The sequence below is a fragment of the Burkholderia sp. Bp9099 genome, assembly GCF_003857805.1.
Classification (GTDB): Bacteria; Pseudomonadota; Gammaproteobacteria; order Burkholderiales; family Burkholderiaceae; genus Burkholderia.
In genome coordinates this window covers 83,976-110,482 of the sequence record NZ_QTPU01000007.1, presented here as the reverse complement: position 1 = coordinate 110,482, position 26,507 = coordinate 83,976, and the positions used below count along the sequence as shown (strand labels likewise).

23 protein-coding genes are annotated in these 26,507 nt (G+C 67.6%); 12 read left to right on the top strand and 11 right to left on the bottom strand.

Features of this window, described 5'->3' with window-relative positions; genetic code table 11:
• Positions 1 to 10 precede the first annotated feature (10 nt).
• The 4 genes from mfd (at position 11) to DIE17_RS09650 (ending at position 6,489) form a co-directional block, all read left to right on the top strand.
• Positions 11 to 3,481 carry a transcription-repair coupling factor gene (gene mfd / locus DIE17_RS09665; RefSeq protein WP_124486220.1) on the top strand — a complete coding sequence of 1,157 codons (3,471 nt, stop codon included), beginning with the start codon at positions 11 to 13 and terminating at the stop codon, positions 3,479 to 3,481.
• Between the two features lie 96 nt (positions 3,482 to 3,577).
• Positions 3,578 to 4,798, top strand: a complete 1,221-nt coding sequence (gene argE / locus DIE17_RS09660) for an acetylornithine deacetylase (protein WP_124520045.1) — start codon at positions 3,578 to 3,580, stop codon at positions 4,796 to 4,798.
• A gap of 67 nt (positions 4,799 to 4,865) precedes the next feature.
• Entirely contained in the window at positions 4,866 to 5,885 is a 1,020-nt protein-coding gene (locus tag DIE17_RS09655; RefSeq protein WP_044843727.1) for a threonine/serine dehydratase, read from the top strand.
• Positions 5,886 to 6,069: 184 nt separating this feature from the next.
• Positions 6,070 to 6,489, top strand: a complete 420-nt coding sequence (locus DIE17_RS09650; protein ID WP_124486314.1) for a DUF3574 domain-containing protein — start codon at positions 6,070 to 6,072, stop codon at positions 6,487 to 6,489.
• 89 nt (positions 6,490 to 6,578) lie between these two features.
• Here the strand turns inward: DIE17_RS09650 and DIE17_RS09645 are convergent, their stop codons facing one another.
• Positions 6,579 to 9,098: a penicillin-binding protein 1A gene (locus DIE17_RS09645; protein WP_124486218.1), complete on the bottom strand. Its 2,520-nt coding sequence runs from the start codon at positions 9,096 to 9,098 to the stop codon at positions 6,579 to 6,581.
• A 437-nt stretch (positions 9,099 to 9,535) separates the two neighbouring features.
• Between DIE17_RS09645 and DIE17_RS09640 the strand changes: the two genes are divergently transcribed.
• The 4 genes from DIE17_RS09640 (at position 9,536) to DIE17_RS09625 (ending at position 12,958) form a co-directional block, all read left to right on the top strand.
• Positions 9,536 to 10,216 (top strand): PspA/IM30 family protein, encoded by a 681-nt coding sequence (locus DIE17_RS09640; RefSeq protein ID WP_044843730.1) that lies wholly within the window; start codon positions 9,536 to 9,538, stop codon positions 10,214 to 10,216.
• Positions 10,217 to 10,298: 82 nt separating this feature from the next.
• Positions 10,299 to 11,498 carry a tetratricopeptide repeat protein gene (locus DIE17_RS09635; RefSeq protein WP_124520044.1) on the top strand — a complete coding sequence of 400 codons (1,200 nt, stop codon included), beginning with the start codon at positions 10,299 to 10,301 and terminating at the stop codon, positions 11,496 to 11,498.
• Positions 11,499 to 11,730: 232 nt separating this feature from the next.
• Complete coding sequence (mscL, locus tag DIE17_RS09630; RefSeq protein ID WP_006760677.1) at positions 11,731 to 12,162, top strand: large conductance mechanosensitive channel protein MscL; 432 nt, start codon at positions 11,731 to 11,733, stop codon at positions 12,160 to 12,162.
• A 349-nt stretch (positions 12,163 to 12,511) separates the two neighbouring features.
• A complete protein-coding gene (locus tag DIE17_RS09625; RefSeq protein ID WP_185500383.1) occupies positions 12,512 to 12,958 on the top strand; it encodes a hypothetical protein in 447 nt (148 codons plus the stop codon).
• A 77-nt stretch (positions 12,959 to 13,035) separates the two neighbouring features.
• Here DIE17_RS09625 and DIE17_RS09620 read toward each other — a convergent pair whose 3' ends face one another.
• Positions 13,036 to 13,929: an NAD(P)-dependent oxidoreductase gene (locus tag DIE17_RS09620; protein WP_044843795.1), complete on the bottom strand. Its 894-nt coding sequence runs from the start codon at positions 13,927 to 13,929 to the stop codon at positions 13,036 to 13,038.
• Between the two features lie 137 nt (positions 13,930 to 14,066).
• Between DIE17_RS09620 and DIE17_RS09615 the strand changes: the two genes are divergently transcribed.
• Positions 14,067 to 14,276, top strand: coding sequence for a dodecin (locus tag DIE17_RS09615; protein ID WP_006755984.1), 210 nt, complete (start codon positions 14,067 to 14,069; stop codon positions 14,274 to 14,276).
• 245 nt (positions 14,277 to 14,521) lie between these two features.
• Positions 14,522 to 15,451, top strand: coding sequence for a LysR substrate-binding domain-containing protein (locus tag DIE17_RS09610; RefSeq protein ID WP_006762467.1), 930 nt, complete (start codon positions 14,522 to 14,524; stop codon positions 15,449 to 15,451).
• A gap of 215 nt (positions 15,452 to 15,666) precedes the next feature.
• On the opposite strand, the gene DIE17_RS09600 is transcribed toward DIE17_RS09610, so the two are convergent.
• Entirely contained in the window at positions 15,667 to 17,085 is a 1,419-nt protein-coding gene (locus tag DIE17_RS09600) for an 8-oxoguanine deaminase (protein WP_124520042.1), read from the bottom strand.
• Between the two features lie 494 nt (positions 17,086 to 17,579).
• Between DIE17_RS09600 and uraH the strand changes: the two genes are divergently transcribed.
• Both uraH and DIE17_RS09585 read left to right on the top strand, forming a co-directional pair.
• A complete protein-coding gene (gene uraH, locus DIE17_RS09590) occupies positions 17,580 to 17,933 on the top strand; it encodes a hydroxyisourate hydrolase (protein WP_011657188.1) in 354 nt (117 codons plus the stop codon).
• A 53-nt stretch (positions 17,934 to 17,986) separates the two neighbouring features.
• Positions 17,987 to 19,180: a urate hydroxylase PuuD gene (locus tag DIE17_RS09585; protein WP_124520038.1), complete on the top strand. Its 1,194-nt coding sequence runs from the start codon at positions 17,987 to 17,989 to the stop codon at positions 19,178 to 19,180.
• A 99-nt stretch (positions 19,181 to 19,279) separates the two neighbouring features.
• On the opposite strand, the gene DIE17_RS09580 is transcribed toward DIE17_RS09585, so the two are convergent.
• From DIE17_RS09580 to DIE17_RS09545, 8 genes are all read right to left on the bottom strand, one after another.
• Positions 19,280 to 19,690, bottom strand: coding sequence for an ACT domain-containing protein (locus DIE17_RS09580; RefSeq protein ID WP_124486214.1), 411 nt, complete (start codon positions 19,688 to 19,690; stop codon positions 19,280 to 19,282).
• A gap of 312 nt (positions 19,691 to 20,002) precedes the next feature.
• Entirely contained in the window at positions 20,003 to 20,515 is a 513-nt protein-coding gene (locus DIE17_RS09575; protein WP_124486213.1) for an ureidoglycolate lyase, read from the bottom strand.
• The gene (gene alc, locus DIE17_RS09570; RefSeq protein WP_044843737.1) at positions 20,512 to 21,525 is read right to left on the bottom strand and encodes an allantoicase; all 1,014 of its coding nucleotides are present in this window, start codon (positions 21,523 to 21,525) and stop codon (positions 20,512 to 20,514) included. The genes DIE17_RS09575 and alc overlap by 4 nt, the downstream gene beginning before the upstream one ends.
• Positions 21,526 to 21,587: 62 nt before the next feature.
• Entirely contained in the window at positions 21,588 to 22,109 is a 522-nt protein-coding gene (gene uraD / locus DIE17_RS09565) for a 2-oxo-4-hydroxy-4-carboxy-5-ureidoimidazoline decarboxylase (protein WP_044843738.1), read from the bottom strand.
• Positions 22,106 to 23,059: an allantoinase PuuE gene (gene puuE, locus DIE17_RS09560; protein WP_124520036.1), complete on the bottom strand. Its 954-nt coding sequence runs from the start codon at positions 23,057 to 23,059 to the stop codon at positions 22,106 to 22,108. The genes uraD and puuE overlap by 4 nt, the downstream gene beginning before the upstream one ends.
• A gap of 150 nt (positions 23,060 to 23,209) precedes the next feature.
• Positions 23,210 to 24,046, bottom strand: a complete 837-nt coding sequence (locus tag DIE17_RS09555) for an aspartate/glutamate racemase family protein (RefSeq protein WP_124486210.1) — start codon at positions 24,044 to 24,046, stop codon at positions 23,210 to 23,212.
• 10 nt (positions 24,047 to 24,056) lie between these two features.
• On the bottom strand, positions 24,057 to 25,541 hold the full coding sequence (locus tag DIE17_RS09550) for an NCS1 family nucleobase:cation symporter-1 (protein WP_124486209.1): 1,485 nt from the start codon (positions 25,539 to 25,541) through the stop codon (positions 24,057 to 24,059).
• Positions 25,542 to 25,690: 149 nt separating this feature from the next.
• The gene (locus DIE17_RS09545; RefSeq protein WP_044843742.1) at positions 25,691 to 26,395 is read right to left on the bottom strand and encodes a GntR family transcriptional regulator; all 705 of its coding nucleotides are present in this window, start codon (positions 26,393 to 26,395) and stop codon (positions 25,691 to 25,693) included.
• Between the last annotated feature and the right edge of the window lie 112 nt (positions 26,396 to 26,507).

The following is a 26,507-nucleotide window of genomic DNA, read 5'->3' as shown; positions in this document are numbered from 1 at the left end:
TGCCGTCCCTATGCCAGACAACGCTTCCACCCCGTTCGCCTCGCCCGTCGCCCGCGTCAAGCCGGGCCAGCGGTTCGCCTTCGACGGCGCGCACGGCTCCGCCGACGCACTCGCCATCGCCCGCTATCTCGCCGACAACCGCGACGCGGTCCCGCTCCTTGCGGTGATCTGCGCGAACGCGGTCGACGCGCAGCGGCTGTCGCAGGAACTCCGCTACTTCTCGCCGGAGGCGCGCGTGCGCCTGCTGCCGGACTGGGAAACGCTGCCGTACGACACGTTCTCGCCGCACCAGGATCTCGTCTCCGAGCGGCTCGCGACGCTGCACGACCTCGGCGAGGGCCGCTGCGACATCCTGCTGGTGCCCGCGACCACCGCGCTGTACCGGATGCCGCCCGCGTCGTTCATGGCCGCGTACACGTTCGCGTTCGCGCAGGGCGAGCGGCTCGACGAGGCGAAGCTGAAGGCGCAGCTCACGCTGGCCGGCTACGAGCACGTGAGCCAGGTCGTGCGGCCCGGCGAATACTGCGTGCGCGGCTCGCTGATCGACCTGTACCCGATGGGCTCGCCGCTGCCGTACCGGATCGACCTGTTCGACGACCAGGTCGACTCGATCCGCGCGTTCGATCCCGATACGCAGCGCAGCCTCTATCCGGTGCGCGACGTGCGCCTCCTGCCCGGCCGCGAGTTTCCGTTCGACGAAGCGGCGCGCACGGCCTTCCGCAGCCGCTGGCGCGAGACCTTCGAAGGCGACCCGAGCCGCGCGCCGATCTACAAGGACATCGGCAACGGCGTGCCGTCGGCCGGCATCGAGTACTACCTGCCGCTGTTCTTCGACGAGACGGCCACGCTGTTTCACTACCTGCCGCAGGATGCGCACCTCGTGTTCGCCGGCGACCTCGAAGCGTCGATCCGCCGCTTCACGGCCGATACGAAGCAGCGTCATGCGTTCCTCGCGCACGACCGCGAGCGGCCGATCCTGGAGCCGCAGCGGCTGTTCCTGTCCGACGAGGATTTCTTCGCGTTCGCGAAGCCGTTCGCGCGCGTCGTGCTGCCCGCGCAGCCGGCCGGCGGCTGGGCGACGGCCTTGCCCGAGCTCACCGTCGATCGCCACGCGGACGATCCGCTCGCCGCGCTGCGCACCTTCGTCGAAGCGTCGGGCAAGCGCGTGCTGCTGACGGTCGAATCGGCCGGCCGCCGCGAGACGATCCTGCAACTGCTCGCCGAGCATCGCCTGCGTCCGGCGTCGAACGACCACTTCGCGGGCTGGCTCGAAAGCGACGCGCCCTTCGCGCTCGGCGTCGCGCCGCTCGCGAGCGGCTTCGCGGTGCCGGGCGAAGGCTACGCGATCGTCACCGAAACCGAGCTGTACGGCGCGCTCGGCCGCCGCGCCGGGCGCCGCCGCCAGGAACAGGCGAGCAACGTCGACGCGATGGTGCGCGACCTGTCGGAGCTGAAGGTCGGCGATCCGGTCGTGCATGCGCAGCACGGCATCGGCCGCTACATGGGCCTCGTGTCGATGGATCTCGGCGAAGGCGAGACCGAATTCCTGCATCTCGAATACGCGGGCGACAGCAAGCTCTACGTGCCGGTCGCGCAGCTGCACGTGATCTCGCGCTACAGCGGCGCCGATCCCGACAGCGCGCCGCTGCACGCGCTCGGTTCGGGCCAGTGGGAGCGCGCGAAGCGCAAGGCCGCGCAGCAGATCCGCGATACGGCGGCCGAGCTGCTGAACCTGTACGCGCGCCGCGCGGCCCGCGAAGGTCACGCGTTCGCGCTCGAGCCGCGCGACTACGTGAAGTTCGCGGAAAGCTTCGGGTTCGAGGAAACGCCCGACCAGGCCGCGGCGATCGCGGCCGTGATCGGCGACATGACGAGCGGCAAGCCGATGGACCGCCTCGTGTGCGGCGACGTCGGCTTCGGCAAGACCGAGGTCGCGCTGCGCGCCGCATTCATCGCGGTGATGGGCGGCAAGCAGGTCGCGCTGCTGTCGCCGACCACGCTGCTCGCCGAGCAGCACACGCAGACCTTCGCCGATCGCTTCGCCGACTGGCCGGTGCGCATCGTCGAGCTGTCGCGCTTCAAGACCGCGAAGGAAGTGAACGCGGCGATCGCGCAGATCAACGAAGGCAGCGTCGACATCGTGATCGGCACGCACAAGCTGCTGTCGTCGGACGTGCAGTTCAAGCGCCTCGGCCTCGTGATCATCGACGAGGAACACCGCTTCGGCGTGCGCCAGAAGGAAGCGCTGAAGGCGTTGCGCGCGGAAGTCGACGTGCTGACGCTGACCGCGACGCCGATCCCGCGCACGCTCGGGATGGCGCTCGAGGGCTTGCGCGATTTCTCGGTGATCGCGACCGCGCCGCAGAAGCGGCTCGCGATCAAGACCTTCGTGCGCCGCGAGGAGGAAAGCGTGATCCGCGAGGCGATGCTGCGCGAGCTGAAGCGCGGCGGCCAGGTGTATTTCCTGCACAACGAAGTCGAGACGATCGAGAACCGCAAGGCGATGCTCGAGGAGCTCGTGCCTGAAGCGCGGATCGTGATCGCGCACGGCCAGATGCACGAGCGCGAGCTCGAACGCGTGATGCGCGATTTCGTCGCGCAGCGCGCGAACGTGCTGCTGTGCACGACGATCATCGAGACCGGCATCGACGTGCCGAGCGCGAACACGATCATCATGCATCGCGCCGACAAGTTCGGCCTCGCGCAGCTTCACCAGTTGCGCGGCCGCGTCGGCCGTTCGCACCACCAGGCGTACGCATACCTGCTGGTCCACGACCCGCAGTCGCTGACCAAGCAGGCGCAACGCCGCCTCGAGGCGATCCAGCAGATGGAGGAACTCGGTTCGGGCTTCTATCTCGCGATGCACGACCTCGAGATCCGCGGCACCGGCGAGGTGCTCGGCGACAAGCAGTCGGGCGAGATCCACGAGATCGGCTTCCAGCTGTATACCGACATGCTGAACGACGCCGTGAAGGCGCTGAAGAACGGCAAGGAGCCCGACCTCACGGCCCCGCTCGCCGCGACGACGGAAATCAACCTGCATGCGCCCGCGATCCTGCCGGCCGACTACTGCGTGGACGTGCAGGAGCGGCTGTCGCTGTACAAGCGGCTCGCGAACTGCGAGCACGGCGACGCGATCGACGGCATCCAGGAAGAGCTGATCGACCGCTTCGGCAAGCTGCCGCCGCAGGCGCACGCGCTCGTCGAGACGCACCGGCTGCGGCTCGCCGCGAAGCCGCTCGGCATCGTCAAGATCGACGCGAGCGAGGCCGCGATCGGGCTGCAGTTCGAGCCGAACCCGCCGATCGATCCGATGCGGATCATCGAGATGGTGCAGAAGCACCGGCACATCAAGCTCGCGGGCCAGGACAAGCTGCGCATCGAGACGCGCTCGCCCGATCTCGCGATCCGCGTGTCGACGATCAAGGAAACGCTGCGCGCGCTCGCCCCGCGCGCCGACGCGGCGAGCGCGGCACGCTGACGGCACGGCCGCGATGCTGCACCGCATCGCGGCCGGCGAAGGCGGGCCGGCGCGTTTTTGAGTATGATTTTCCCATTCCTCAGACGGAGTTTTGCCATGTCCACTCTCGACGCGCCGGCGCCGTCCGCCGCAACCCAAGGCGACGCCTCGCTCGTCAGCCTGCCCTGGATCAAGCAGCTGGTGTCGATGGACACGACGAGCCGCGTGCCGAACCTCGGCCTGATCGAAACGGTGCGCGACGCGCTCGCCGCGAAGGGCATCCAGTCGACGCTCACGCACGATCCGCGCGAAGGCTGGGCCAACCTGTTCGCGACCGTGCCCGCGCACGACGGCTCGACCGACGGCGGCATCGTGCTGTCGGGGCACACCGACGTCGTGCCGGTCGACGGCCAGCAGTGGGACAGCAACCCGTTCGAGCCGGAGTTGCGCGACGGCCGCCTGTACGGCCGCGGCACGTGCGACATGAAGGGCTTCATCGGCGCGGCGCTCGCGCTGCTGCCGGAGATGCAGGCGACGAAGCTCGCGAAGCCGATCCATTTCGCGCTGTCCTACGACGAGGAAATCGGCTGCGCGGGCGCCCCGCTGCTGATCGCCGATCTGGTCAAACGCGGCGTGAAGCCGTCCGGCTGCATCGTCGGCGAGCCGACCAGCATGCGGCCGATCATCGCGCACAAGGGCATCAACGCGTACCGCTGCTGCGTGCGCGGCCACGCGGCGCACTCGTCGCTGACGCCGAAGGGCCTGAACGCGATCGAATATGCGGCGCGCCTCATCTGCCACATCCGCGACATCGCCGAGCGCTTTCGCGCCGAAGGCCCGTTCGACGCGCTGTACGACGTGCCGTTCACGACCGCGCAGACGAGCACGATCCAGGGCGGCAACGCGATCAACACGGTCCCGGCCGAATGCCGGTTCGACTTCGAGTTCCGCAACCTGCCGACGCTCGATCCCGAACAGATCTTCGCGCGCATCGAAGCGTATGCGCGGGAAACGCTGCTGCCGCAGATGCTTCGCGAGCATCCGAACGCGGCGATCGAGTTCTCGAAGATCGCCGCGGCGCCCGGGCTCGACGCGACCGAACAGGCAGCGATCACGCAGCTGGTGCGCGCGCTGACGGCCGACCAGGACAAGCGCAAGGTCGCCTACGGCACGGAAGCCGGCCTGTTCGAGCGCGCGGGCATCCCGAGCATCGTCTGCGGGCCCGGCAACATCGAACAGGCGCACAAGCCGAACGAGTATGTCGAGCTCGCGCAGCTCGCCGCCTGCGAGCAGTTCCTGCGCAAGTTCATCCGCAGCATGTCGGTCGACGCACACTGACTGCCCCCGCCACGCCGGCCTGCGTGTGCGGGCCGGCCCCCTCCCGCCACCCGCCACCCGCCACGTCATGTCGACTGACCAACAGCGCACTGCCCATACGACGATCGACGGCGAACCGATTCCGACGCTCGACGAAATCGCCGCGCAGCATTTCGCGTTGTCGCCGTGGGTCGCGCGCACGCCCGTGTTCGAGCGTGCCGACCTGCCGTCCCTCGAGGGCACGCACGTCAACTTCAAGTTCGAGCTGCTGCAGGTGAGCGGCAGCTTCAAGGCGCGCGGTGCGTTCACGAACCTGCTGGCCCTCGACGAAGCGCGCAAGAACGCCGGCGTCACGTGCGTGTCGGCCGGCAATCACGCGGCGGCCGTCGCGTATGCGGCGATGCGGCTCGGCAGCAGCGCGAAGGTCGTGATGTTCCATACCGCGAGCCCGGCGCGCATCGCGCAGTGCAAGCAGTACCGCGCGGAAGTCGTGCTCGCCGGCAGCGCGTCGCAGGCATTCGACGTCGTGCGGCGGATCGAGGCCGAGGAAGGTCGCTTCTTCATCCATCCGTTCAATGGCTATCACACGATTCTCGGCACCGCGACGCTCGGCTACGAATGGGCGACGCAGACGCCCGATCTCGACGCGGTGATCGTGCCGATCGGCGGCGGCGGGCTCGCGGCCGGCATGGCGACCGCGCTGCGGCTCGCGAATCCGCGCGTGCACGTGTACGGCGTCGAGCCGGAAGGCGCCGACGCGATGAGCCGCAGCTTCGCGGCGAATCACACGATCCAGATGAGCGCGATGCAGACCATCGCCGACTCGCTGATGGCGCCGCACACCGAGGAGTACAGCTACCAGCTGTGCCGGCGCCACGTCGACCGCATCGTCACGGTGTCCGACGACGCGCTGCGCGCGGCGATGTTGTTCCTGTTCTCGCAACTGAAGCTGTCGGTCGAACCGGCGTGCGCGGCTGCGCTCGCGGCGCTGCTCGGCCCGCTGCGCGAAACGCTGCAGGGCAAGCGGGTCGGCGTGCTGCTGTCGGGCACGAACACCGATCCCGCGACGCTCGGCATGCATCTCGCGCACGCAAAACTGCAGCACTGAACCCGCGCACGATACTCAGGGTTATCCCCAGTTTATGTTGACAGCCCTGTTGATAACCCGCCGGACAAGCACGCAAGTGGTTGAGCGCGCAGCGTTTTACGCGCGCGAAGCGCGCCGGACGCGAAATAGGCAGATAGCGCCGCCGAACGCATGGCCCGCGGCGTGGCAACGTCGTACGCGGCAGATGATCGGCGCGGCAGCCGTCGCGCTACTTGCCGGTTGCGCGGCCCCGCCCTCGCCCGTCGTCGACGCTTCCGTTGGCTGTCTGCGGCCGGACATGCACCGGATGCTGCAGGCCGACCTGCTGTTCGGGCGCGATATCGCGGGACGCGGCCCCGTCACCGAAACGGAACGCGCGGCCTTCCTCGCCGAGGTCGTCACGCCGCGCTTTCCGGACGGTTTCACGGTCTGGGACACCCGCGGCCAATGGCGCGACCGCGCCACCGGCCGGATCATCGGCGAAGCGAGTTTCGTGGTCCGTATCGTCGCCGACGACACCGCCGATACGCACGCGCGGCTCGTGGCGATCCGGCACGCGTACCGCGAGCGCTTCCGGCAGGACTCGGTCGGCATCACGCTCGTACCGGCCTGCGCGTCGTTCTGATTCGTCCTCCCGCTGGCTGATGCGCGAAGACACATAAAAAAAACGGGCGCCCGAAGGCGCCCGCCGCATGCGACACATCCGCGTATCGCTTACTTGTTCTCGAACATGTCCATGATCTGCTGCTTCTCCTGCTGCGTGACGGGCGGCGGCGCGAGCCCCTCCGAGCCGGCCGAGCCGAGCGCGTCGTTCGCGCTGATCGCATTCGCGGCCGGGTTGATGTCCACGCTGCCGACGAAGCCGTTGCCCGGCGTGCGATCGGCGTAGTACAGCTCGCCGTCGATCGAGGTCAGGCCGTCCGGCATCGGCATCTGCTGCTCGGGCACGCCGTTCAGCGCGGTGCGCATGTAGTTCACCCAGATCGGCAACGCGAGCTGCGCGCCGAATTCGCGGCTACCGAGGCTCTTCGGCTGGTCGAAGCCCATCCACGCGACCGCGACGAGCGACTGCTGGTAGCCGGCGAACCAGCCGTCCTTCGCATCGTTCGTCGTGCCCGTCTTGCCCTGCAGGTCGCTGCGGCCGAGCGCGTTGGTGCCCGCGCCCGTACCGGCCGTCGCGACCGTGTGCAGCAGGCTGTTCATCACGTATGCGTTGCGGCCTTCGATCGTGCGCGGCGCGGTGCCGCCGGCGATCACCGGCTGCGATTTCTGCAGCGGCTGGCCGCGCGCGTCGTCGACTTCGGCGATCAGGTACGGATCGACCTTGTAGCCGCCGTTCGCGAAGACCGCATAGCCGGTCGCGAGCTGCAGCGGCGTCACGAGGCCGGCGCCGAGCGCCATCGGCAGGTACGGCGGCGTCTTCGCCGGATCGAAGCCGAAGCGCTGCGTCACGTACTCCTGCGCGTACTGCGTGCCGATCGACGCGAGGATCCGGATCGACACGAGGTTCTTCGAACGCTGCAGGCCGGTGCGCATCGACATCGGGCCGTCGGGCTGGTCGTCGTCCTTCGGTTCCCACGCGGTGCCGCCCGGCACGCTCGGCGGGAAGTACAGCGGCGCATCGTTGATGATCGTCGCCGGCCCGAGGCCCTTGTCGAGCGACGCCGAATAAATGAACGGCTTGAACGACGAACCCGGCTGACGCCACGCCTGCGTCACGTGGTTGAACTTGCTCTTGTTGAAGTCGAAGCCGCCGACGAGCGAACGGATCGCACCGTCCTGCGGCGCGATCGCGACGAGCGCGCCTTCGACCTGCGGCAGCTGCACGATCTGCCAGCCCGTCTTGCCGTCCTTCAGCACGCGCACGATCGAGCCCGGCTTGATGTGCAGCGTCGCGTTCGCGCGCGGGCTCAGCGCGGCCGACACGAAGCGCAGGCCGGCCGGGCCGATCGTCGTCGTGGCGCCGCCGACGAACTGCACCTCGACCGCGTTCGGCGACGCCGACAGCACCACCGCCGACTGCAGGTCGCCGTTGTCCGGGTGATCGGCGAGCGCGTCGTCGATCGCCTCGTCGCGATCGTCGCCGGCCGCCGGCAAGTTGATCGAGCCTTCCGGCCCGCGATAGCCGTGGCGGCGCTCGTAATCGAGAATGCCGCGGCGCACGGCCTGGTACGCGGCTTCCTGGTCGGCCGAGTTGATCGTCGTCGTGACGGTCAGCCCGCGCGTATAGGTTTCGTCCTTGTACTGCTGGTACATCATCTGCCGCACCATCTCGGCGACGTATTCGCCGTGCACCGCGTACTGGTTGCCCGGCGTGCGCACGCGGATCTCTTCCTTCACCGCCTGGTCGTACTGCGGCTGCGTGATGTAGCCGATCTCGAGCATGCGCTTCAGGATGTACTCCTGGCGCACCTTCGCGCGCTTCGGATTGACGACCGGGTTGTACGCGGACGGCGCCTTCGGCAGCCCCGCGAGCATCGCCGCCTCGGCGAGCGTGATGTCCTTCAGGTCCTTGCCGAAATACACGCGCGCGGCGGCCGCGAAACCGTACGAGCGCTGGCCCAGGTAGATCTGGTTCATGTACAGCTCGAGGATCTGGTCCTTCGTCAGCGCCTTCTCGATCTTGTACGCGAGCAGCATCTCGTAGATCTTGCGCGTATACGTCTTCTCGCTCGACAGGAAGAAGTTGCGCGCGACCTGCATCGTGATCGTGCTCGCGCCCTGGCGCGCGCCACCGTGCATCAGGTCGGCCACGCCGGCGCGCAGGATGCCGAGGAAGTCTACGCCGCCGTGTTCGTAGAAGCGGTAGTCCTCGATCGCGAGCACCGCCTTCTTCATCACGTCGGGAATGTCCTGGAAGCGCACGAGGCTGCGGCGCTCCTCGCCGAACTCGCCGATCAGCACGTGATCGGCGCTGAACACGCGCAGCGGCACCTTCGGCTGGTAGTTGGTCAGCGCATCGAGCGACGGCAGTTGCGGCGCCATCACGACGAGCGCGTAGCCGACGATCAGCGCACCGACGATCGCGAGCGTCGCGATCAGGCCGACGAACCACAGCGCGACGCGCGAGCCGAACGAGCGGCGCGCGCCGTCCCCGCCGCCGCGGCGCTGCGCGCGCCGGTCGTCGCCGCGCTCGTCGTCATCGGGGTAATAGGCCCCCGACGGCGAACGGCGCAACGTGTAGTGAGGTTCGTTCCGGTCGGAAGGAGAAGACGGTCGTTTGATGATTGGCATGTCGGAATGGCGGGCGGCGTGGCGCCCTCGGACGCATGCGGAAAATGCAAGCGGATGAATCAGAGTGGGTGCATCGTGGCAACTGTCACGTCGACAGACCCCGCCGCGCGGCGATCCGTTCCCGCGACGTGACAGCGCATTTTAATGAAATCGACCGATCGGCTTCGCGATTTTTTGTAAAAATTCCCGCACAAGCATGAATTGCGGAACGTATTGGCGCCATGCTCCGCCTATCATGGACTCGCGACCCGGTGCGCGCCGCGGCGTTTCTTTCAGATGCGAAAGGTGGAAACCTGCACACGCACGGCGCTTGAACTCCAGCGCTTAAGCCGTATTTAAGGGGCCGGCGGTGTAATATCCGCCGGCTCACGCGGGTCGGAACCGATTCGCGACGGGCATTGCCGCCGACGCGGCACCTTTCAACCACGGAGGATTTCATGTCGCTTTTCGACTCTGTTTCGCGCACGATCAAAGGCCTGCTGAACGATGCGGCCGACTCGGTACAGGATCCGTCGCGCGACGCACGGCAGATCGTGCGGGAGCTCGACGACAGCATCGGCCGTGCCGAGAATTCGCTGATCGAGATCGAGGCACAAGTCGCGACCCAGCGCAGCAAGCGCGATGCGGCCGACGACAAGGTGAAGAAGTACGAGGACGGCGCGAAGCGCGCGCTGCAGGCGGGCGACGAAGCGCTCGCACGCGAGGCGCTCGCCGCGCAGTCGAACGCCGAAGCCGAGCGCGATGCGCTCGCGGCCGAGCTGACGACGCTCGAGCCGTCGGTCGACAAGCTGAAGGGGCAGATCGCCGACATGCGTCAGCGCCGCAACGACCTGAACGCACGCTCGAACATCCTGCAGGCCAAGCAGGAAATCGCGCAGGCGAAGGATGTCGCGGCAAGCGCGTTGGGCGGCATCGGCGGCAAGAACCTGTCCGAGGACTTCCAGAAGCTCGAGGACAAGGTCGCGCTGCAGAATGCGCGTTCGGACGCCCGCCTGAATTCGGCCGACACGTCGAGCGGCAAGGCGCTCGACGACAAGCTCGCCGCGCTGAACAAGGGCCCGTCGGTCGAGGACCGCCTCGCCGCGCTGAAGAAGCAGCTCGACACGCCCGCGCAGTAACGGCAGGCAACCGCGCCGCGGCCCGCCGGGCGCGCGGCGCGCACCGATCGTCAGGAGACGGGCGCCCGCGCCCGGTTCGACCATGAAGAAATCTCTCGCCGCACTCGGCTTCTCGCTGATGCTGCTGTCGTCCGCCGCCTTTGCGGTTCCGTCGCTGCAGCAAGTCGAGCAGTCGATCGCGCAACGTGACTGGCAGCGCGCCGACACGCAGCTGTCGCAAGTCATCGACGCCCATCCGAACAATGCGCATGCGCGCTATCTGTACGCACAGGTGCTGGACCGCGAAGGCCGCGCGTCCGACGCGCTCGCGCAACTGCAGCGGGCGAAGTCGCTCGATCCGCAACTGCGCTTCACCGACGCGTCGCATTTCGCGCAGACCGAATCGCGCATTCGCGCCGACGCCGCGCGCGTGAGCGGCGCGAGCGGCAACGCACCGTCGGCCACGCAGGCCGGTTCGTTGCAGTCGTCGCTCGCACCTGCCGCGCCGGTTGCGAAACACGGTCCGTCGACCGGCATGTGGATCGGCCTCGGGCTGCTCGTCGCGGTCATCGCGCTGGTGCTGCGCTGGACGTTGCGGCGCGCACGCTCGGCCGACGACAGCCGTGCCGGCGACGAACGCCGCGCGCAGTTGAAACGCGCGACCGACGTGCTGAACGACATCCGTCCGCTGAAACTCGACGCGAAACTGTCGACGGCGCCCGGTGCCGCCGCGCTCACCAGCGAACTCGAAGGCATCGAGACCGATGCACGCGCGCTCGTCGAAGCGCTGTCGAACGGCAAGAACCCGGTGCCGCCGTATCGCATCGACGAACTCGAACAGCGGCATGCGAGCGTGAAGGCGCGCGTCGAAGGCCGCCCCGATCCGAGCGCGCCGCCCGCTGCGCCCGCGAACGGCAGCGGCTCCGTGTATGCGCAGGAAGCCGATCGCGTGACCGGCATGCAAGGGCAGCCGTATCAGCAGCAACCGTACCCGCAACAGCCGTATCCGCCGCAACCGTATCCGCAACAGCAGCCGCCCGTCGTGGTTCAGCAAGGCGGCGGTTTCGGCAGCGGAATGGGCGGGCTGCTGACCGGCGTGCTGCTCGGCGAAGCGATGTCCGGCGGCCGCGAACGCGTAGTCGAACGCGACGTGATCGTCGACGACCAGCGCCGGCGCCAGGAGAACAACGATCCGGGCTTCGACCTCGGCCGCGGCGACGATTCGAACTGGAGCGACGGCAATGGCGGCGGCGGCGTCGATCTCGGCAGCAACGACGACGGCTGGACCGACGACAACACCTGAGCATGGCTCGCGCGGGCGTCGACGCATCGCGCCGCGCCCGCCCCCGCGCTTTCTTTCATTTCCACTCGCGCCGGCCCGGTGATTTGTTAATCATTTCAAGATGGGCTACCGGCAATGGGGCACGTTCGCTATCATGCGGCCATCGGCGTGCCCCCGATCCGACCCATCAGACGCTTCGCAGCCCTGCGCGTCGCGGCACGCCTCCTCTCGCCCAACCAGGAGAAAGCCGCTCATGAGCATAATCAAGGAATTCAAGGAGTTCGCCGTCAAAGGCAACGTGATGGATCTCGCCGTCGGCGTGATCATCGGCGGCGCGTTCTCGAAGATCGTCGACTCGGTCGTGAAAGACCTCATCATGCCGGTCATCGGCGTGCTGACGGGCGGTCTGGATTTCTCGAACAAGTTCGTTCTGCTCGGCACCATCCCCCCGACGTTCAAGGGTAATCCCGATTCGTTCAAGGACCTGCAGGCCGCGGGCGTCGCCGCATTCGGCTACGGCTCGTTCATCACCGTGGCGATCAACTTCGTGATCCTCGCGTTCATCATCTTCCTGATGGTGAAATTCATCAACAAGCTGCGCAAGCCGGAAGAAGCGGCGCCGGCCGCGACGCCGGAAGACATCGTGCTGCTGCGCGAGATCCGCGATTCGCTCAAGCAACGCTGAGCACCGCGCCACGCTGCGACTGCCGGGCCCGCCATGTGCGGGCCTTTTTCATGGGCACGCATCGTGCACCGTCGTGCGAGCGCCTATCTCACTTTTTTGTGACGCGCGAATGCACGCGCGGGAAAAGCAGGTCTATGATGGAGACTAAACGACAGTACGGGCGCCAAGACGCTGGCTGTGTCGATCATCGTGGCATGCGGGTCGACGGGAGACATTGATCGTCGTACCGCACGAGTGCGGAGTGCAGCATTTTCGTGTGCTATAAAGGATCGACATGCGGCGTACATAGCCGGGAGTGGGTCGCATGAAAGTGCCGCATTTCTTGCAATTGTTTTTCAGGCGAGTGTTTATGTCCTTCCCGAAAAAACGTCGACGTGCGCAACAGGATGGCCAGGAGTCCTTCCTCGCGGTATTGCGCCATTCGAAACCGTTCGCGCAGCTCGACACCAAGATTGCCCGCGCCCGTGCGCAGGACGAACCCGTCCTCTATGCGCACGTGCTACCCGGCCTCGACGTGCTTCTGTGCAGCGTGCGCGGCGCACAGCCGCCCTATCCGGCCATCGCCGAACTGCGCAAGCGCTGCCTCGAATCGATCGCCAACGCACTCGAACAGCCGCTCGACGGCCTCGAGAACGGCGGGTACTGGTACGAGGCGAACGGCTTCGGCTTCCTCGTGTTCGCGAGCCGCGCCCGCGCGCGTATCCTGCCCGAATTTGGTGCAGGCACGAAAGCGAGCCTGCGTGGCGGGCTCGGACGCCAGAACGCCGGCGACACGACACCGCGCTCCCTCGGCTGAACCGACACCGACACGATGGGCCGCCTCCGGGCGGCCCATCGGCCATTCAGGCCTCCCGCTTCAGCGTCGCGGCGCGCTCACTGCGCCGTCCCGCGCCCGTTGCCGGGCCGGACGATGTCGATGAACGCGGCGAAATCGGCGCCGGCAAGCCCCTGCGCGGCGCCCAGGCGCAGCACCTGCTGCACCGTGGCCGATACGGGCATCACCGCGCCCGTGTCGCGCGCGGCGTCGGCGATCGCATCGACATCCTTCTGGAACGTGCTGAGCGCGCCGATCGGCGCGTGACCGCCTGACGTCATGCGCGGCACGAAGGTCTGCAGCAGCACCGAATCGGCCCAGCCGCCCGCCAGCGCGTCGGCCAGACGCGCGGCGTCGATGCCGCTCGCCTGGGCCAGGCCGACGGCTTCCGCGATCGCGGTCACCGTCGCGGTGACGATCGCCTGGTTGCACAGCTTCGCGGTCTGGCCCGCGCCAGCGTCGCCCATGTGCGTGACGCGCGACGCGTAGGTATCGATCAGCGGTCGCACCGCAGCGAGGTCGGCGGCGCCGCCGCCCGCCATCACCGCAAGCGTGCCGGCCTGCGCGCCGGGCACGCCGCCCGACACCGGCGCATCGATCCAGCCGACGCCGAGCGCGGCGGCACGCGCCGCGTAGTCGCGCGTCGCGGCAGGCGGAATGCTCGAGTGATCGACGATGCGCTTCAGCCGGCGTGCATGCGCATCGCCGGCAAACAGCCCGTGCTCGCCGAACGCGACGTCGCCGACCGCACGGCCGTCGAGCACGCACACGAACACCGTGTCGACGCGCTCGGCCAGTTCGCGCGGCGTGTCGACCACCTGCGCACCGTCCTTTTCAAGCGCCTCGGCCTTGCCGCGCGTGCGGTTCCATACGCTGACCCGGTGGCCCGCCGCCAGCAAATGCCGAATCATCGGCGCGCCCATCAATCCCGGTCCGCAAAATCCGACTTCCACGATCTTCCTCGTCTCCAATTGAGGTTGCACTTGCCGCCCATCATACCTATCACTCAAGAAGCCGGACACGCGCGGCGCCGCTTCGGGCCCGCCGCTTGCGCCGGCCGCACACACACCGACATCCCAGGGAGCGCATCATGAGCGACCACGTCTACAAGCTGATCGAACTGACCGGTTCGTCGCGGCAATCGTGCGACGACGCCATCCGCAACGCGATCTCGAAAGCCGGCAAGACGCTGCACAACCTGCACTGGTTCCAGGTGACCGAAACGCGCGGCCACATCGAAGGCGACCAAGTCATCCACTGGCAGGTCACGCTGAAAGTCGGCATGCGCATCGACGACTGACGCACGCGTGTCACGCGCGGTGCCCTGACCACCGGATGCGTGCAATGCGCATCCGCGCGGTACCGCGCACGCCCGCATTCCGCCCCCTTCACCCGCTCCCCGTTCGGCCCTCTTCAGTCCGCTTGGCGAGGCCCGGCGACGGGTGTCTGCGGGTATCCATCTCTTGACGCTGACTTTAGTTCATATTAAAAACCATATACCCACCTCCCCCATCGATCAGCCCAGCCATATAAACCGGAGAAATCATGAGTCAGCAACGCGAGGCGATCGACACGTACCTCTTGCGCGTCTTGCACACCTTGTTGATGGAGCGCAGCGTCACGCGCGCGGCCGTCAAACTGAACCAGTCGCAACCGGCGATCAGCGCCGCGCTGCGGCGCCTGCGCGACATCACCGGCGACCCGCTGCTGGTGCGCGGCAAGTCCGGCATGGTCCCGACCGAATACGGGCTGCGCCTGCTCGAGCCGGTGCAGAACGCACTGCGTGAAATCGAGCGCATCAAGTTCCAGCAGCACAATTTCGACCCGGCCACGTCGATCCGCTGCTACCGGATCGGCTGCCCCGACTACCTGAACGTGCTGTTCGTGCCGACCGTCGTCGAACGCTTCCGCCAGGCGGCGCCGAACGCGACGCTCGAGTTCCATTCGCTCGGCCCCGCGTTCGATTACGAGCTCGCGCTGGAAGACGGCAAGCTCGACATCGTCGTCGGCAACTGGCCCGAGCCGCCCGAGCAGCTGCACCTGTCGAACCTGTTCGTCGACGAAATCGTCTGCCTGATGAGCAACACGCACCCGTTCGCGAAGCGCGGCGGGCTCACGCTCGACCAGTACCTGAACGCGCCGCATCTCGCGCCGACGCCGTACTCGGTCGGCCAGCGCGGCGCGATCGACGTGCATCTCGCACGCGAACGGCTCAAGCGTCACGTGGTCGTCACGCTGCCGTACTTCAACCTCGCACCGTACGTGCTGGTGAAGTCCGACCTGATCTTCACGACGACGCGCCTGTTCGCCGATCACTACGCGAAGTTCCTGCCGCTGTCGGTCGTGCCGGCACCGCTCGACTTCCCGCCGATGCAGTATTACCAGCTGTGGCACGAACGCTGCCACTACTCCGACGAAGTGCGCTGGCTGCGCAGCCTCGTCGCCGAAGCGACCCGCACGCTGATCGAGGCGTAAGCGCATGCGACGCGCGCGCCGGCCACGCCGTTGCGGGGTGGGCCGGGGTGACGCGCGGCGCGGCCCTTGGCGGCTTCTCAGCCTCAGCCTCAGCCTCAGCCTCAGCCTCAGCCTCAGCCTCAGCCTCAGCCCCAGCTTCAGCCTCAGCCGTAGCCACGGCCGCGCGCCCGATCCGCGGCGTGCGGGCGCGCGGCCTTCACCTCACGTCGACGAGGTCAGCGCGACGCCTCCACGAGTGCCTGCGCCAGCGCGTTGTGGCGCTCGATGACGGGCGGCAGGTCGATCGTCGCGAGCCGCCCTTCCCGCACCACCACCTTCCCGTTCACCACCGTGTACGCCGTCTGCGATGGCGCGCAGAACACGAGCGCCGCGACCGGATCGTGCAGCGCGCCCGCGAACAGCGGCTGGCGCAGGTCGAACGCGGCGAAGTCCGCGGCCATGCCGGGCTTCAGCGCGCCGATGTCGTCGCGGTTCAGCACCTTCGCGCCGCCCAGCGTCGCGATCTCGAGCGCTTCGCGCGCGGTCATCGCATCGGGCCCGAAACCGACCCGCTGCAGCAGCAGCGCCTGCCGCACTTCCGCGACCATCTGCGCGCCGTCGTTCGACGCGGAACCGTCGACACCGAGGCCGACCGGCACGCCCGCCAGACGCATCTTCCGCACCGGCGCGATGCCCGACGCGAGCCGCATGTTCGAACACGGACAGTGCGCGACGCCGGTGCCGGTGCGCGCGAACAGGCCGATCCCCGCATCGTCGAGCTGCACGCAGTGCGCGTGCCACACGTCGTGGCCGACCCAGCCGAGATCTTCCGCGTATTCGGCAGGCGTCATCCCGAACTTCTCGCGGCTGTACGCGATGTCGTTGACGTTCTCGGCCAGGTGCGTGTGGAGCGACACGCCGTAGTCGCGCGCCAGCACGGCCGCGTCGCGCATCAGGCCGCGGCTCACCGAGAACGGCGAGCACGGCGCGACGACCACCCGCAGCATCGCGTAGCGGCCTTCGTCGTGATAGGTCTCGATCAGGCGCTGCGCATCGCGCAGGATGTCGGGCTCGCGCTCGACGACCGAATCGGGCGGCAGCCCGCCGTCGCGCTGGCCGACGCTCATCGCGCCGCGGCTCGCGTGAAAGCGCATGCCGATCCGCTGCGCGGCGCCGATGCTGTCGTCGAGCCGGCTGCCGTTCGGATAGATGTACAGATGGTCGCTCGACGTCGTGCAGCCCGACTGCAACAGCTCGGCCATCGCGGTCAGCGTCGACACCTCGATCATCTCGGGCGTCAGGTGCGCCCAGATCCGGTACAGGTTCGTGAGCCAGCCGAACAGCTCCGCGTTCTGCGCGGCCGGCACCGCGCGCGTGAGGCTCTGGTACATGTGATGGTGCGTGTTCACGAGCCCCGGGATCACGAGGTGGCCGCGCAGGTCGAGCACTTCGTCCGCAGTATCGGGCAACTCGGCGCTCGGGCCGACCGCGACGATCCGGTTGTCTTCGATATAGAGCCCCGCGTCGCGCAGTTCGCGGCGCGTGTCGTCCATGGTCACGAGCACGTCGGCGTGCTTGACCAGCAGGGTCGTCGGGCGGGATGAGGATGGGTGCGGCGCGCGTGCGTGCGCGCCGGGGTGTTGCTCGGGATTCATGCGTTCTCCGCGTCGGTCAGCCCTTTCGGGCGGTCGCAAAGCCGTTCGAACGCTGATTCGCGGCACGCCCCGGTGCCTGCGTCCGTTCGAACGCCCTGGCCCGGTTACCCGGCGTGCTCGCCGTCTTCGGGGTGCGCCCCGGCCGCCGGGCCGACGCGCACGGCGGGAGGATCGCCGATGCGCGCGCGCCGCACAATGCGCGACGCCGAATACTGCGCTTCACGGTTTCGATATGGTACGCGCGTGGGCCGTGCAGCGGCCCGCCGGGCGCGGCGCGGCGGGTTTTTTCCCGCCGTCGACAGCGGTTCATGCGCGGCGCATTATCTTTGATATCGCGCCCGTATTTGCGCGGGGAACCTTTTTACAATGCCTGCACGGCGCTCGCTTCAATCTCGCCGACGGGTATGTAGCCACGTGACGTGGAGCCTCGATCCGCCGCACAGTCATGGATCGAGTCGCCGCCGAACCTCGCATTCACACAAGGACAATTGCGAATGGGAAAGCTCACTACCCACGTACTCGATACGGCGCACGGCCGTCCCGGCGCCGCCATCAAGGTGGACCTCTACGCGCTGGACGGCGAATCGCGCCGCGCGATCAAGACCGTGCTGACCAATAGCGACGGCCGCTGCGACGAACCCCTGCTCGAAGGTGCCGCGCTCGCCGCCGGCGAATACGAACTCGTGTTCCATGCCGGCGACTACTTCGCGTCGCTCGGCGTGAAGGTGCCCGAACCGCGCTTCGTCGACCGCGTCGTGCTGCGCTTCGGCATCGCCGACACCGCATCGCACTACCACGTGCCGCTGCTCGTGTCGCCGTGGTCGTACAGCACCTATCGCGGCAGCTGACACACGCATCGGCGCCCGCATCAAAGACAACGATCTGAGTCTGGAGGAGTTTCATGGAAGGCTTCATCACCGACTGGCTGAACCTCGCGCTGCGATGGCTGCACGTCATCGTCGCCATTGCGTGGATCGGCGAGTCCTTCTATTTCGTCGCGCTCGACAACAGCCTGAAACCGCCGACCGACGCGAACCAGCGCAAGCGCGGCGTGTTCGGCGAACTGTGGCACGTCCACGGCGGCGGTTTCTACAACATGCAGAAGTACACGGTCGCCCCGCCGGAAATGCCGGATGACCTGCACTGGTCGAAGTGGCCGTCGTACACGACCTGGCTGTCGGGCTTCTCGCTGTTCTTCGTGCTGTACCTGCTCGCGCCGAACACCTACCTGATCGACAAGAGCGTGCTCGACATGGGCCCGGTGGTCGCCGTCGCGTCCGCGCTCGGCTTCCTCGCGGCCGGCTGGATCGTCTACGACACGCTGTGCCGCATCCTCGGCACCAACGATCGCGTGCTGGGCATCTGTGTCGGCCTCTACGTCGTCGTCGCCGCGTACCTCGCGTGCCACATCTTCTCGGGCCGTGCGGCGTACCTGATCGTCGGCGCGATGCTCGCGACGATCATGTCGGCGAACGTGTTCTTCGTGATCATCCCCGGCCAGCGCAAGATGGTCGACAAGATGCTCAAGGGCGAGGAGCCGAACCCGATCTACGGCAAGCGCGGCAAGCAGCGCTCGGTGCACAACACGTACTTCACGCTGCCGGTCGTGTTCGCGATGCTGTCGAACCACTATGCGATGACGTACACGAACAAGTTCAACTGGGTCGTGCTCGTGCTCATCATGCTGGCCGGCGCGCTGATCCGTCAGTTCTTCGTGATGCGTCACCGCGGCAAGCAGCTGTGGTACCTGCCGATCGGCGGCGTCGCGCTGCTGTCGGGCGCGCTGGTGTGGACGATGCCAAAGCCGGTCGCACCGGAAGCACAAGCGGCGAACGCACCGAAGATCGTGATCAACGACATCATGCCGATCCTGCAGCAGCGCTGCGTCGAGTGCCACTCGGCCAAGCCGACGCTGATGGGCAGCGCGCCCGCCGGCGTGATGTTCGACACGCCGGACGAAGTGTCGAAGAACGCGCAACGCATCTACGAACAGGCCGTGCGCCTGAAGGCGATGCCGATCGGCAACGTCACGCACATGACCGACGACGAGCGCGTGAAGCTCGCCGCCTGGTTCGAGGGTGGCGCGGTCAAGTAAGCCACGGTGCGCCGGCTATCAATTGCCGGCGCGATCCTCTCCGTTCGCGGGCCCGGCAACGGGCCCGTTTTTTTGCGTGCGCGGAATGCGCGTCGTACGCTAGCCGCGCATCGCGTCGCGCTGCAGCGCGACGAGCGCATCGAGCGCGCGCGGGCCGTCGTCGAACGGCACGAAGATGTGATCGTGATACGCGGCGGCCATCACGTTGCAGCTGATGCCGGCCTCACCCAATGCCCGCGCGAACGCGGCCGTCAGGCCGACCGCGGCAAGATCCGAATGCACGGTCAGCGTGATCCATGCGGCGCGGAACAGCACGGGCCAGCCGCGACGCGCGGCCGTCGCCTCGTCGACCACGACCGTCACGCCTTCCGCTTCGCGAAAGATCGCGATCGTTTCGGATAACGATATTTCCGTAGCGGCCGGCAGTGCGACGAATGCGAACGCACCGCGATGCAGTTCGGGCTGCAGCGTGCGCAGCAGTATCGTGAGGTCGTTTTCAGGTTGGCTCATCGGGGGAACGCGTCCGGAACCGGACGTCGGGCGGTGGCGATGCGGGCACGATAGCACGCGACCGGCCGCCTCGACGCCCCCGCAACGTCACATCCGCGTCAGCGCAACGTCGTCCGCGAGCCGGTCCGCGCGACGCGACGATGCACGGCACGGCTCGGCTCGGCGACACGCCCCGATGCGACGCCGTTCGTCGCGCTGCCGCATCGTGCGTACGAGCACGCACGGCTCGTCGCGCCATGACGCGCGCGGCGCGCATAAAAAAACCCGCGCAGGTCGCGCGGGTTGCTTCGACAGGCGGGGCCGAACTGCCGCTCAGGCCGTCACAGCGTCCAGCGCGTCCTCGGTGAGCCACAGCGATTCCGGCAGGTCCTGCTCGTTCAGGTTCAGCCCGTCACCGCCGCGATCGACGACGATGAAGTCGCTGACGCCGCCCAGCGCGATCAGCGGGTGATGCCACACGCCCTTCGCATAATTGACGCCCTGCCAGCCGCTCGTCACGAACGCGCGGATCTTCGACGGATCGAGATCGCCGGCCGGCGCGACGACGACGAGATACGGCTGGTCGTTCAGCGGCACGAACGCCTGGCTGCCGAGCGGATGGCGCTCGAGCATCTTCACCTCGAACGGCAGCGTGCGCGGCTGGCCGCGGAACAGGTTAACGAGCGTGCGGCCGTCTTCGTCGCTCACGTCGACCTTCGCAAGATCGTGAAAGCGGATCGTCGTGCCGAGATTGATCGGAATCTGCTTCGCGCCTTCGGTTTCGATCACGTCGCCGAACGCCGCGAAAGCTTCCTTGGTCAGCGGTTCGATTGCGAGCGTCTTCATTTGTCGAGCGTCCCCCACAGACGCAGGCGCGATACGCCGCCGTCCGGAATGATGTTCAGGCGCACGTGGGTCACCGGGCCCAGCGATGCGATCTCGTGTTCGAAATAGTGCTGCTTGTCCATCTGCAGCTTCTGTTCGCCGAGCAGCACCGGCCAGAACATCGACTGCGTGATCAGCGAGCTGTCGGTGCCGCCCGACACGTACGCGGCCTGGATCGAGCAGCGGTCCGGATAGTTGCCCTTGAAGAACGCGGTGTCGACTTCGATCTTGCGGATCACGCCCGGCTGCGCGAGCGCGATGATCGCCCAGTCGTTGCCCGGCTCGCGGCGACGGCGGGTTTCCCAGCCGTCGCCCATGTTCACGCCGCGGCCCGGCAGCAGCAGGTTCGACGCGACGCCGAAGTGCTGGTTGTTCGCCGCCACCACGTAGCCGCCGTTCTCCATCGCCGCGAGGTCGAACTGCTCGGTCGCGCTGGCGCCGGCCCAGTCGAGCTGCGGCTGGCCGTACACGCGCAGGCGCGCGATGCCGCCGTCCGGATAGATGTTCACGCGCAGGTGCGTGAACGCGCGCGCGTCGCTCGCCGCGACGTAGTGGTGGCTGTTGCCTTGCAGCGTCGTCGACGGCACGATCTCGACCCATTCGGTCGCGTGCGTCGGCGCGCCGTCGGCCACGTACGCGGCCTCGATCGACGCGGCCGGCGGGAAGTTGCCGGTGAAGTGGCTCGTGTCGATGTCGAAGCCCTTGATCACGCCCGGACGCGCGAGCTTGACGATGCACCAGTCGTAGCCCGTCGTGCGCTTGCGGCGCGTCTCCCAGCCGTCCATCCACTTGCCGTGGTCGTCGTACTTGCCGGGAATGAAAACGGCCGGCTCGGGGTTCAGCATCCGCTCCTTCGGCGCGAAGAAGTCGTCGCTGGCCTCGAGCGCCTGCGCACCGAGACGCGGGTCGGCGAGGTTCACGTAGCGCCGCGTGAAGTCGGGTGCGTCGGGATCGAGAAGCGGAACAGCCATGATGTTTCCTTGTTTCAGTGATGCGATCAGGCCGCTGCGACGCAGCAGGCCGTCGTGAGGTGTCAGGCGTCGATCAGGTCGTCGAGGCGGAAACGCGCGATCCGGTAGATCTGGTCGAGGCTCGCGCGCAGTTCCTCGGTGCGCGAATGATTCACGCGCGACTCGAAGTTCGCGATGATGCCGTGCCGGTCATAGCCGCGCACCGCGAGGATGAACGGGAAACCGAACTTCTCGCGATACGTGCGGTTCAGCGTCAGCAGCTTGTCGAACTCTTCCTGCGTGCACTGGTCGAGACCCGCGCCGCTCTGCTCGCGCGTCGACTCGGCCGTCAGCTCACCGCGCACGGCGGCCTTGCCGGCCAGCTCCGGGTGGGCATTGATCAGTGCGAGCTGGCGGACTTCGCCGCCCGTCTCCACCGCGTTCGACATCGTCTCGTGCAGCGCGTCGATGCTCGCGAACGGCCGCTTGCCCGCCGCGACCTCGGCCACCCACGGCGAATGTTCGAAGATCCCCGACAGCGCCGCGACGAATGCGCTCGGCGCCATCGTGTTCAGTTGCTCCAACGTGTAACGCATCGCCTTCATGCTTTCCCTTCGTTTCGATGACTGGGCTGGTACGGATGATGTTCGCGCCAATGACGCGCGATATCGACACGCCGCGTCACCCATACGCGATCGTGCTTCTCGATGTGATCGAGGAAACGCTGCAGCCCGCGGAAACGCCCCGGCCGGCCGAGCAGCCGGCAGTGCATGCCGATCGACAGCATCTTCGGCGCGTCGTCGCCCTCCGCGTACAGCACGTCGAACGCGTCACGCAGGTACTCGAAGAAGTGGTCGCCGGTGTTGAAGCCCTGCGGCGTCGCGAAGCGCATGTCGTTCGTATCGAGCGTGTACGGAACGATCAGCTGCGGCGACGTGCTGCCGCCCGACACCTCGACATCCATCCAGAACGGCAGGTCGTCGCCGTAGTTGTCGGAGTCGTACAGGAAGCCACCGTATTCCGCGACGAGGCGGTGCGTGTTCGGGCTGTCGCGGCCGGTGTACCAGCCGAGCGGACGCTCGCCCGTCACGCGCTCGATCGCTTCCATCCCGAGGCGCATGTGCTCGGCCTCGAGCTCGGGCGTCATGCTCTGGTAGTGGATCCAGCGCCAGCCGTGGCACGCGATCTCATGGCCGAGCTCGACGAAGGCACGCGCGAGTTCCGGATGACGCTCGATCGCCATGCCGACGCCGAACACCGTCAGCGGCAGCCCGCGCTTCTCGAATTCGCGCAGAATGCGCCACACGCCCGCACGCGAACCGTACTCGTAGATCGACTCCATGCTCATGTGGCGGTCCGGATAGGCGGCCGCGCCGACGATTTCGGACAGGAACTGCTCGGAGCCCGGATCGCCGTGCAGCACGCAATTCTCGCCGCCCTCCTCGTAGTTCAGGACGAATTGCACGGCGACGCGGGCGCGCCCGGGCCAGTTCGCCTGCACGGGATGGCGGCCGTAGCCGATCAGGTCGCGAGGATAGTTGGGATCGAGTGACATGGGTTCGAAGTGCCGCGAAAGCGTGCTGAAATAATGGGTTCGCATCGACCCGCGCGGGTGCCGGAGGCCGGCCGCACGGGCCGATGCGATGACGGCCCAGTGTAGCGAAAAGGTTCATACGCGCCCATACAGCGGCGCAGATAGTGCAGGTCAGACGGCGTGTATGTGCGGTTGCGGCAAAGTCGGGACCGGTTCCGGTGCGGCGCTTCCGCTGCGCGCCCCGGCGGCGGCCGGCGTGGCCGACGAGGCGCCCTCCGGCGGGCTGAAATGCGCGAATTCGCCGTCGTAGCGCTTCGGCAGCGGCCGCGCATAGTCGCCGCGCTTCGCGGTCGCGAGGCGCAGCGCGACGAGCGCCTCGGCCCACTTGACGGCTGCTGTGACACCTTCCACGACCGGCGCGCCGATCTGCTGCTCGATCTCGTGCGCGAATTCGGCCATCCCGGCACAGCCGAGGACGATCGCGTCGGCACCGTCCTCGTCGAGCGCGCGCCGGCATTCGTCGACGATGATCCGCCGCGCGGCCGAACCGGGCCGGTCGAGCTCGAGCACCGCGACGTCGGTCGCCCGCACGTTGCGGCAGAACCGCTTCATCCCGTAGCGCTCGGCGAGATGCCATGCCATCCCGCAAGTGCGCGCGAGCGTCGTGACGACCGAGAAGCCCGGCGCGAGCACGCTCGCCGCGTGCATCGCCGCCTCGGCGATCCCGATCACCGGCCCGCGCGCGAGTTCGCGCGCCGCATACAGCCCCGGATCGCCGAAACACGCGATCACGTACGCATCGCAGCCGTCACGCTCGCCCTGCGCGATCTCGGCGAGCAGCCCGGGCGTCGCGAGCGCTTCGTCGTAATAGCCTTCGATCGACGGCGGCCCCATCGGCGGGCTCACCGCGACGATCTCGGTGCCTGCCGCCGCGACTTCGCGCGCGCAGCGGCCCATCGCGTCGGTCATCCGCTGCGTCGTGTTCGGATTGATCAGCTTGATCTTCATCGCGCGCTCCTCAGGCCTTCGTGCTCGCGAGCAGCCGGTAGAACACGAAGCCGAGCCCCGCGCCGATGAACCACGAGAAGTTCGCGGCGGCCTGCCAGCCCGGCACCATCACGCAGACGACGGCGATCACCGCGGCCGGCAGCAGCGCGGCGAGCGCGCGGCGGTTCACGCCGCCGGTGTACCAGTAGGTGCCGCGCTCCGACATCGTGTACAAGTCGTCGCGCACGAGCCGGCCGCGCTTGACGAGGTAGAAGTCGGCGATCAGCACGCCGTACAACGGGCCGATGAACGCGCCGAGCACGTCGAGCGTGTAGTGGATCACGGCCGGGTTGTTGAACAGGTTCCACGGCGTGATGAAGATCGACGCGACGGCCGCGAGCATCCCGCCCGCGCGCCAGCTGATCAGCCGCGGCGCGACGTTCGAGAAGTCGAACGCGGGCGACACGAAGTTCGCGACGATGTTGATGCCGATCGTCGCGATCGTGAAGGTCAGCGCGCCGAGGATCACCGCGGTCGGATGGTCGATGCGGCCGACCGTCTCGACGGGGTCGGTGATCAGTTCGCCGAACACCGGCAGCGTCGCGGCGGTGGTGATCACCGTGACGAGCGAGAACGCGAGGAAGTTGACCGGCAGCCCCCAGAAGTTGCCGCGCTTCACGTCGCCGAACGAGCGGCAATAGCGCGAGAAGTCGCCGAAATTGAGCATCGGCCCGGAGAAGTACGACACGACGAGCGACACGGCCGTGATCATCACCGGAATCACTTCCGCGCCGTGATACTTGACGCCGCCGAGGTTGAGGCCGATGTTGCGCCAGCCCGCGCGCCACACCATGTAGCCGGCCAGGATGAACATCACGACGTAGACGGCCGGGCCCGCGAAGTCGATGAACTTCTTGATCGTCTCCATCCCGTTCCAGAACACGAGCGCCTGCAGCACCCACAGCAGCATGAAGCCGGCCCAGCCGACCGCCGACAGCCCGAGGAAGCCGTAGCGGTGGACGTCCGCGTACGGCAGCCATTGCGGAAAGAACTTCAGCACGACGATCACGAGTGCGCTGGACGCGAGATAGGTCTGGATGCCGTACCACGCGATCGCGATCAGCCCGCGGATCACGGCCGGTACGTTCGCGCCGAGCACCCCGAAGGTCGCGCGGCACGCGACCGGATACGGCACGCCGATCTGCTGGCTCGGCCGCGCGATGAGGTTGCACAGCCGATTCACGATCGTGATGCCGACGATCAGCGCGATCAGCACCTGCCAGCTCGTCAGCCCGAGCGCGAACAGGCTGCCCGCGAACACGTAGCCGCCGACGCTGTGCACGTCCGACATCCAGAACGCGAAGATGTTATATGAGCCCCACGTCTGATTCTTTAGTGGTGCCAAATCTTCGTTGTACAAACGTTCGCTGTAACCGTCCGGCAACACGGGGCCGCCGCCCTCGCCGCCTTCTTCCGCCGGATACGCACTGTCGTGCGCCACACTGAACTGAGCCATGACTTCTCCTTGACGCGGCCTGGCAGCCGCTCCACCGTCATCGATATCGCTCCGGATCGTCGTCCGGAGTCGGACTGGCGGCCGGCGGCGCGAACCGCCGGCCTGCATTGCTCTCGTCGTGTGGCGCGCGGCCGGGTTCGCGTCGCCGCTCAGGCGCCGCCGAACACTTCGCGCAAATCGACCTGCCCTTGCGCGGGCCGGTCCAGCATCTTCAGTTCGACATGCTGCAGGTGGTGCGCCATCAGCGTCACCGCCCGCTTCGAATCGCCCGCTTCCAGCGCGGTCAGGATCTCGTCATGGTCGTCGCACGAGCACGGGCTGCGCCCGTGCGATTCGTACAGCGCCGACATCAGCGTCGAGCGTGCGACGAGCCCGTCGAGGCACTCGCAGAGCGTCGCGTTGCCCGTCAGCGCCGCGAGCGCCGTATGGAATTCGCCCGACAGGCGGATCCACGCCGCGAAGTCGTGCCGCTCGAACGCCTTGCGTTCCTTGTCGATCAGCGCGGCGACGCCCTTCAACCGCTTCGCGCCCGGCCCCGTCGCGAGCCGCTCGACGACGGCCAGCTCGATGATCCGGCGCATCTCGAACACCTCGTGCACATCCTGCAGCGTCGGGCTCGCGACGAACGCACCGCGGTTCGGCTCGAGATCGACCAGCTTGTCGGCGGCGAGCTGCGAAAGTGCCTGGCGGATCGTCCCGCGCTTCACGCCGAACACGTCGCAGAGCTGCGCCTCCGTCAGCTTCGCGCCGGGCGCGAGCCGATGCTCGAGGATCGCGGTGCGGATCCGCTCGGCGATCGCTTCGGGACCGGCGGCGCCGGACGGATGGGTAGCGGAGTCGTTCATGTTCTGCATCGTGTGATGGTCCTCATCCTAGGACGGACATAAAGATTGTCAACAATTCTTTTCGGAGAATGCGCACAACCGGTGTGCATCGGCCTGTGCCAGAGCGGTGCGCTGTGCCCGA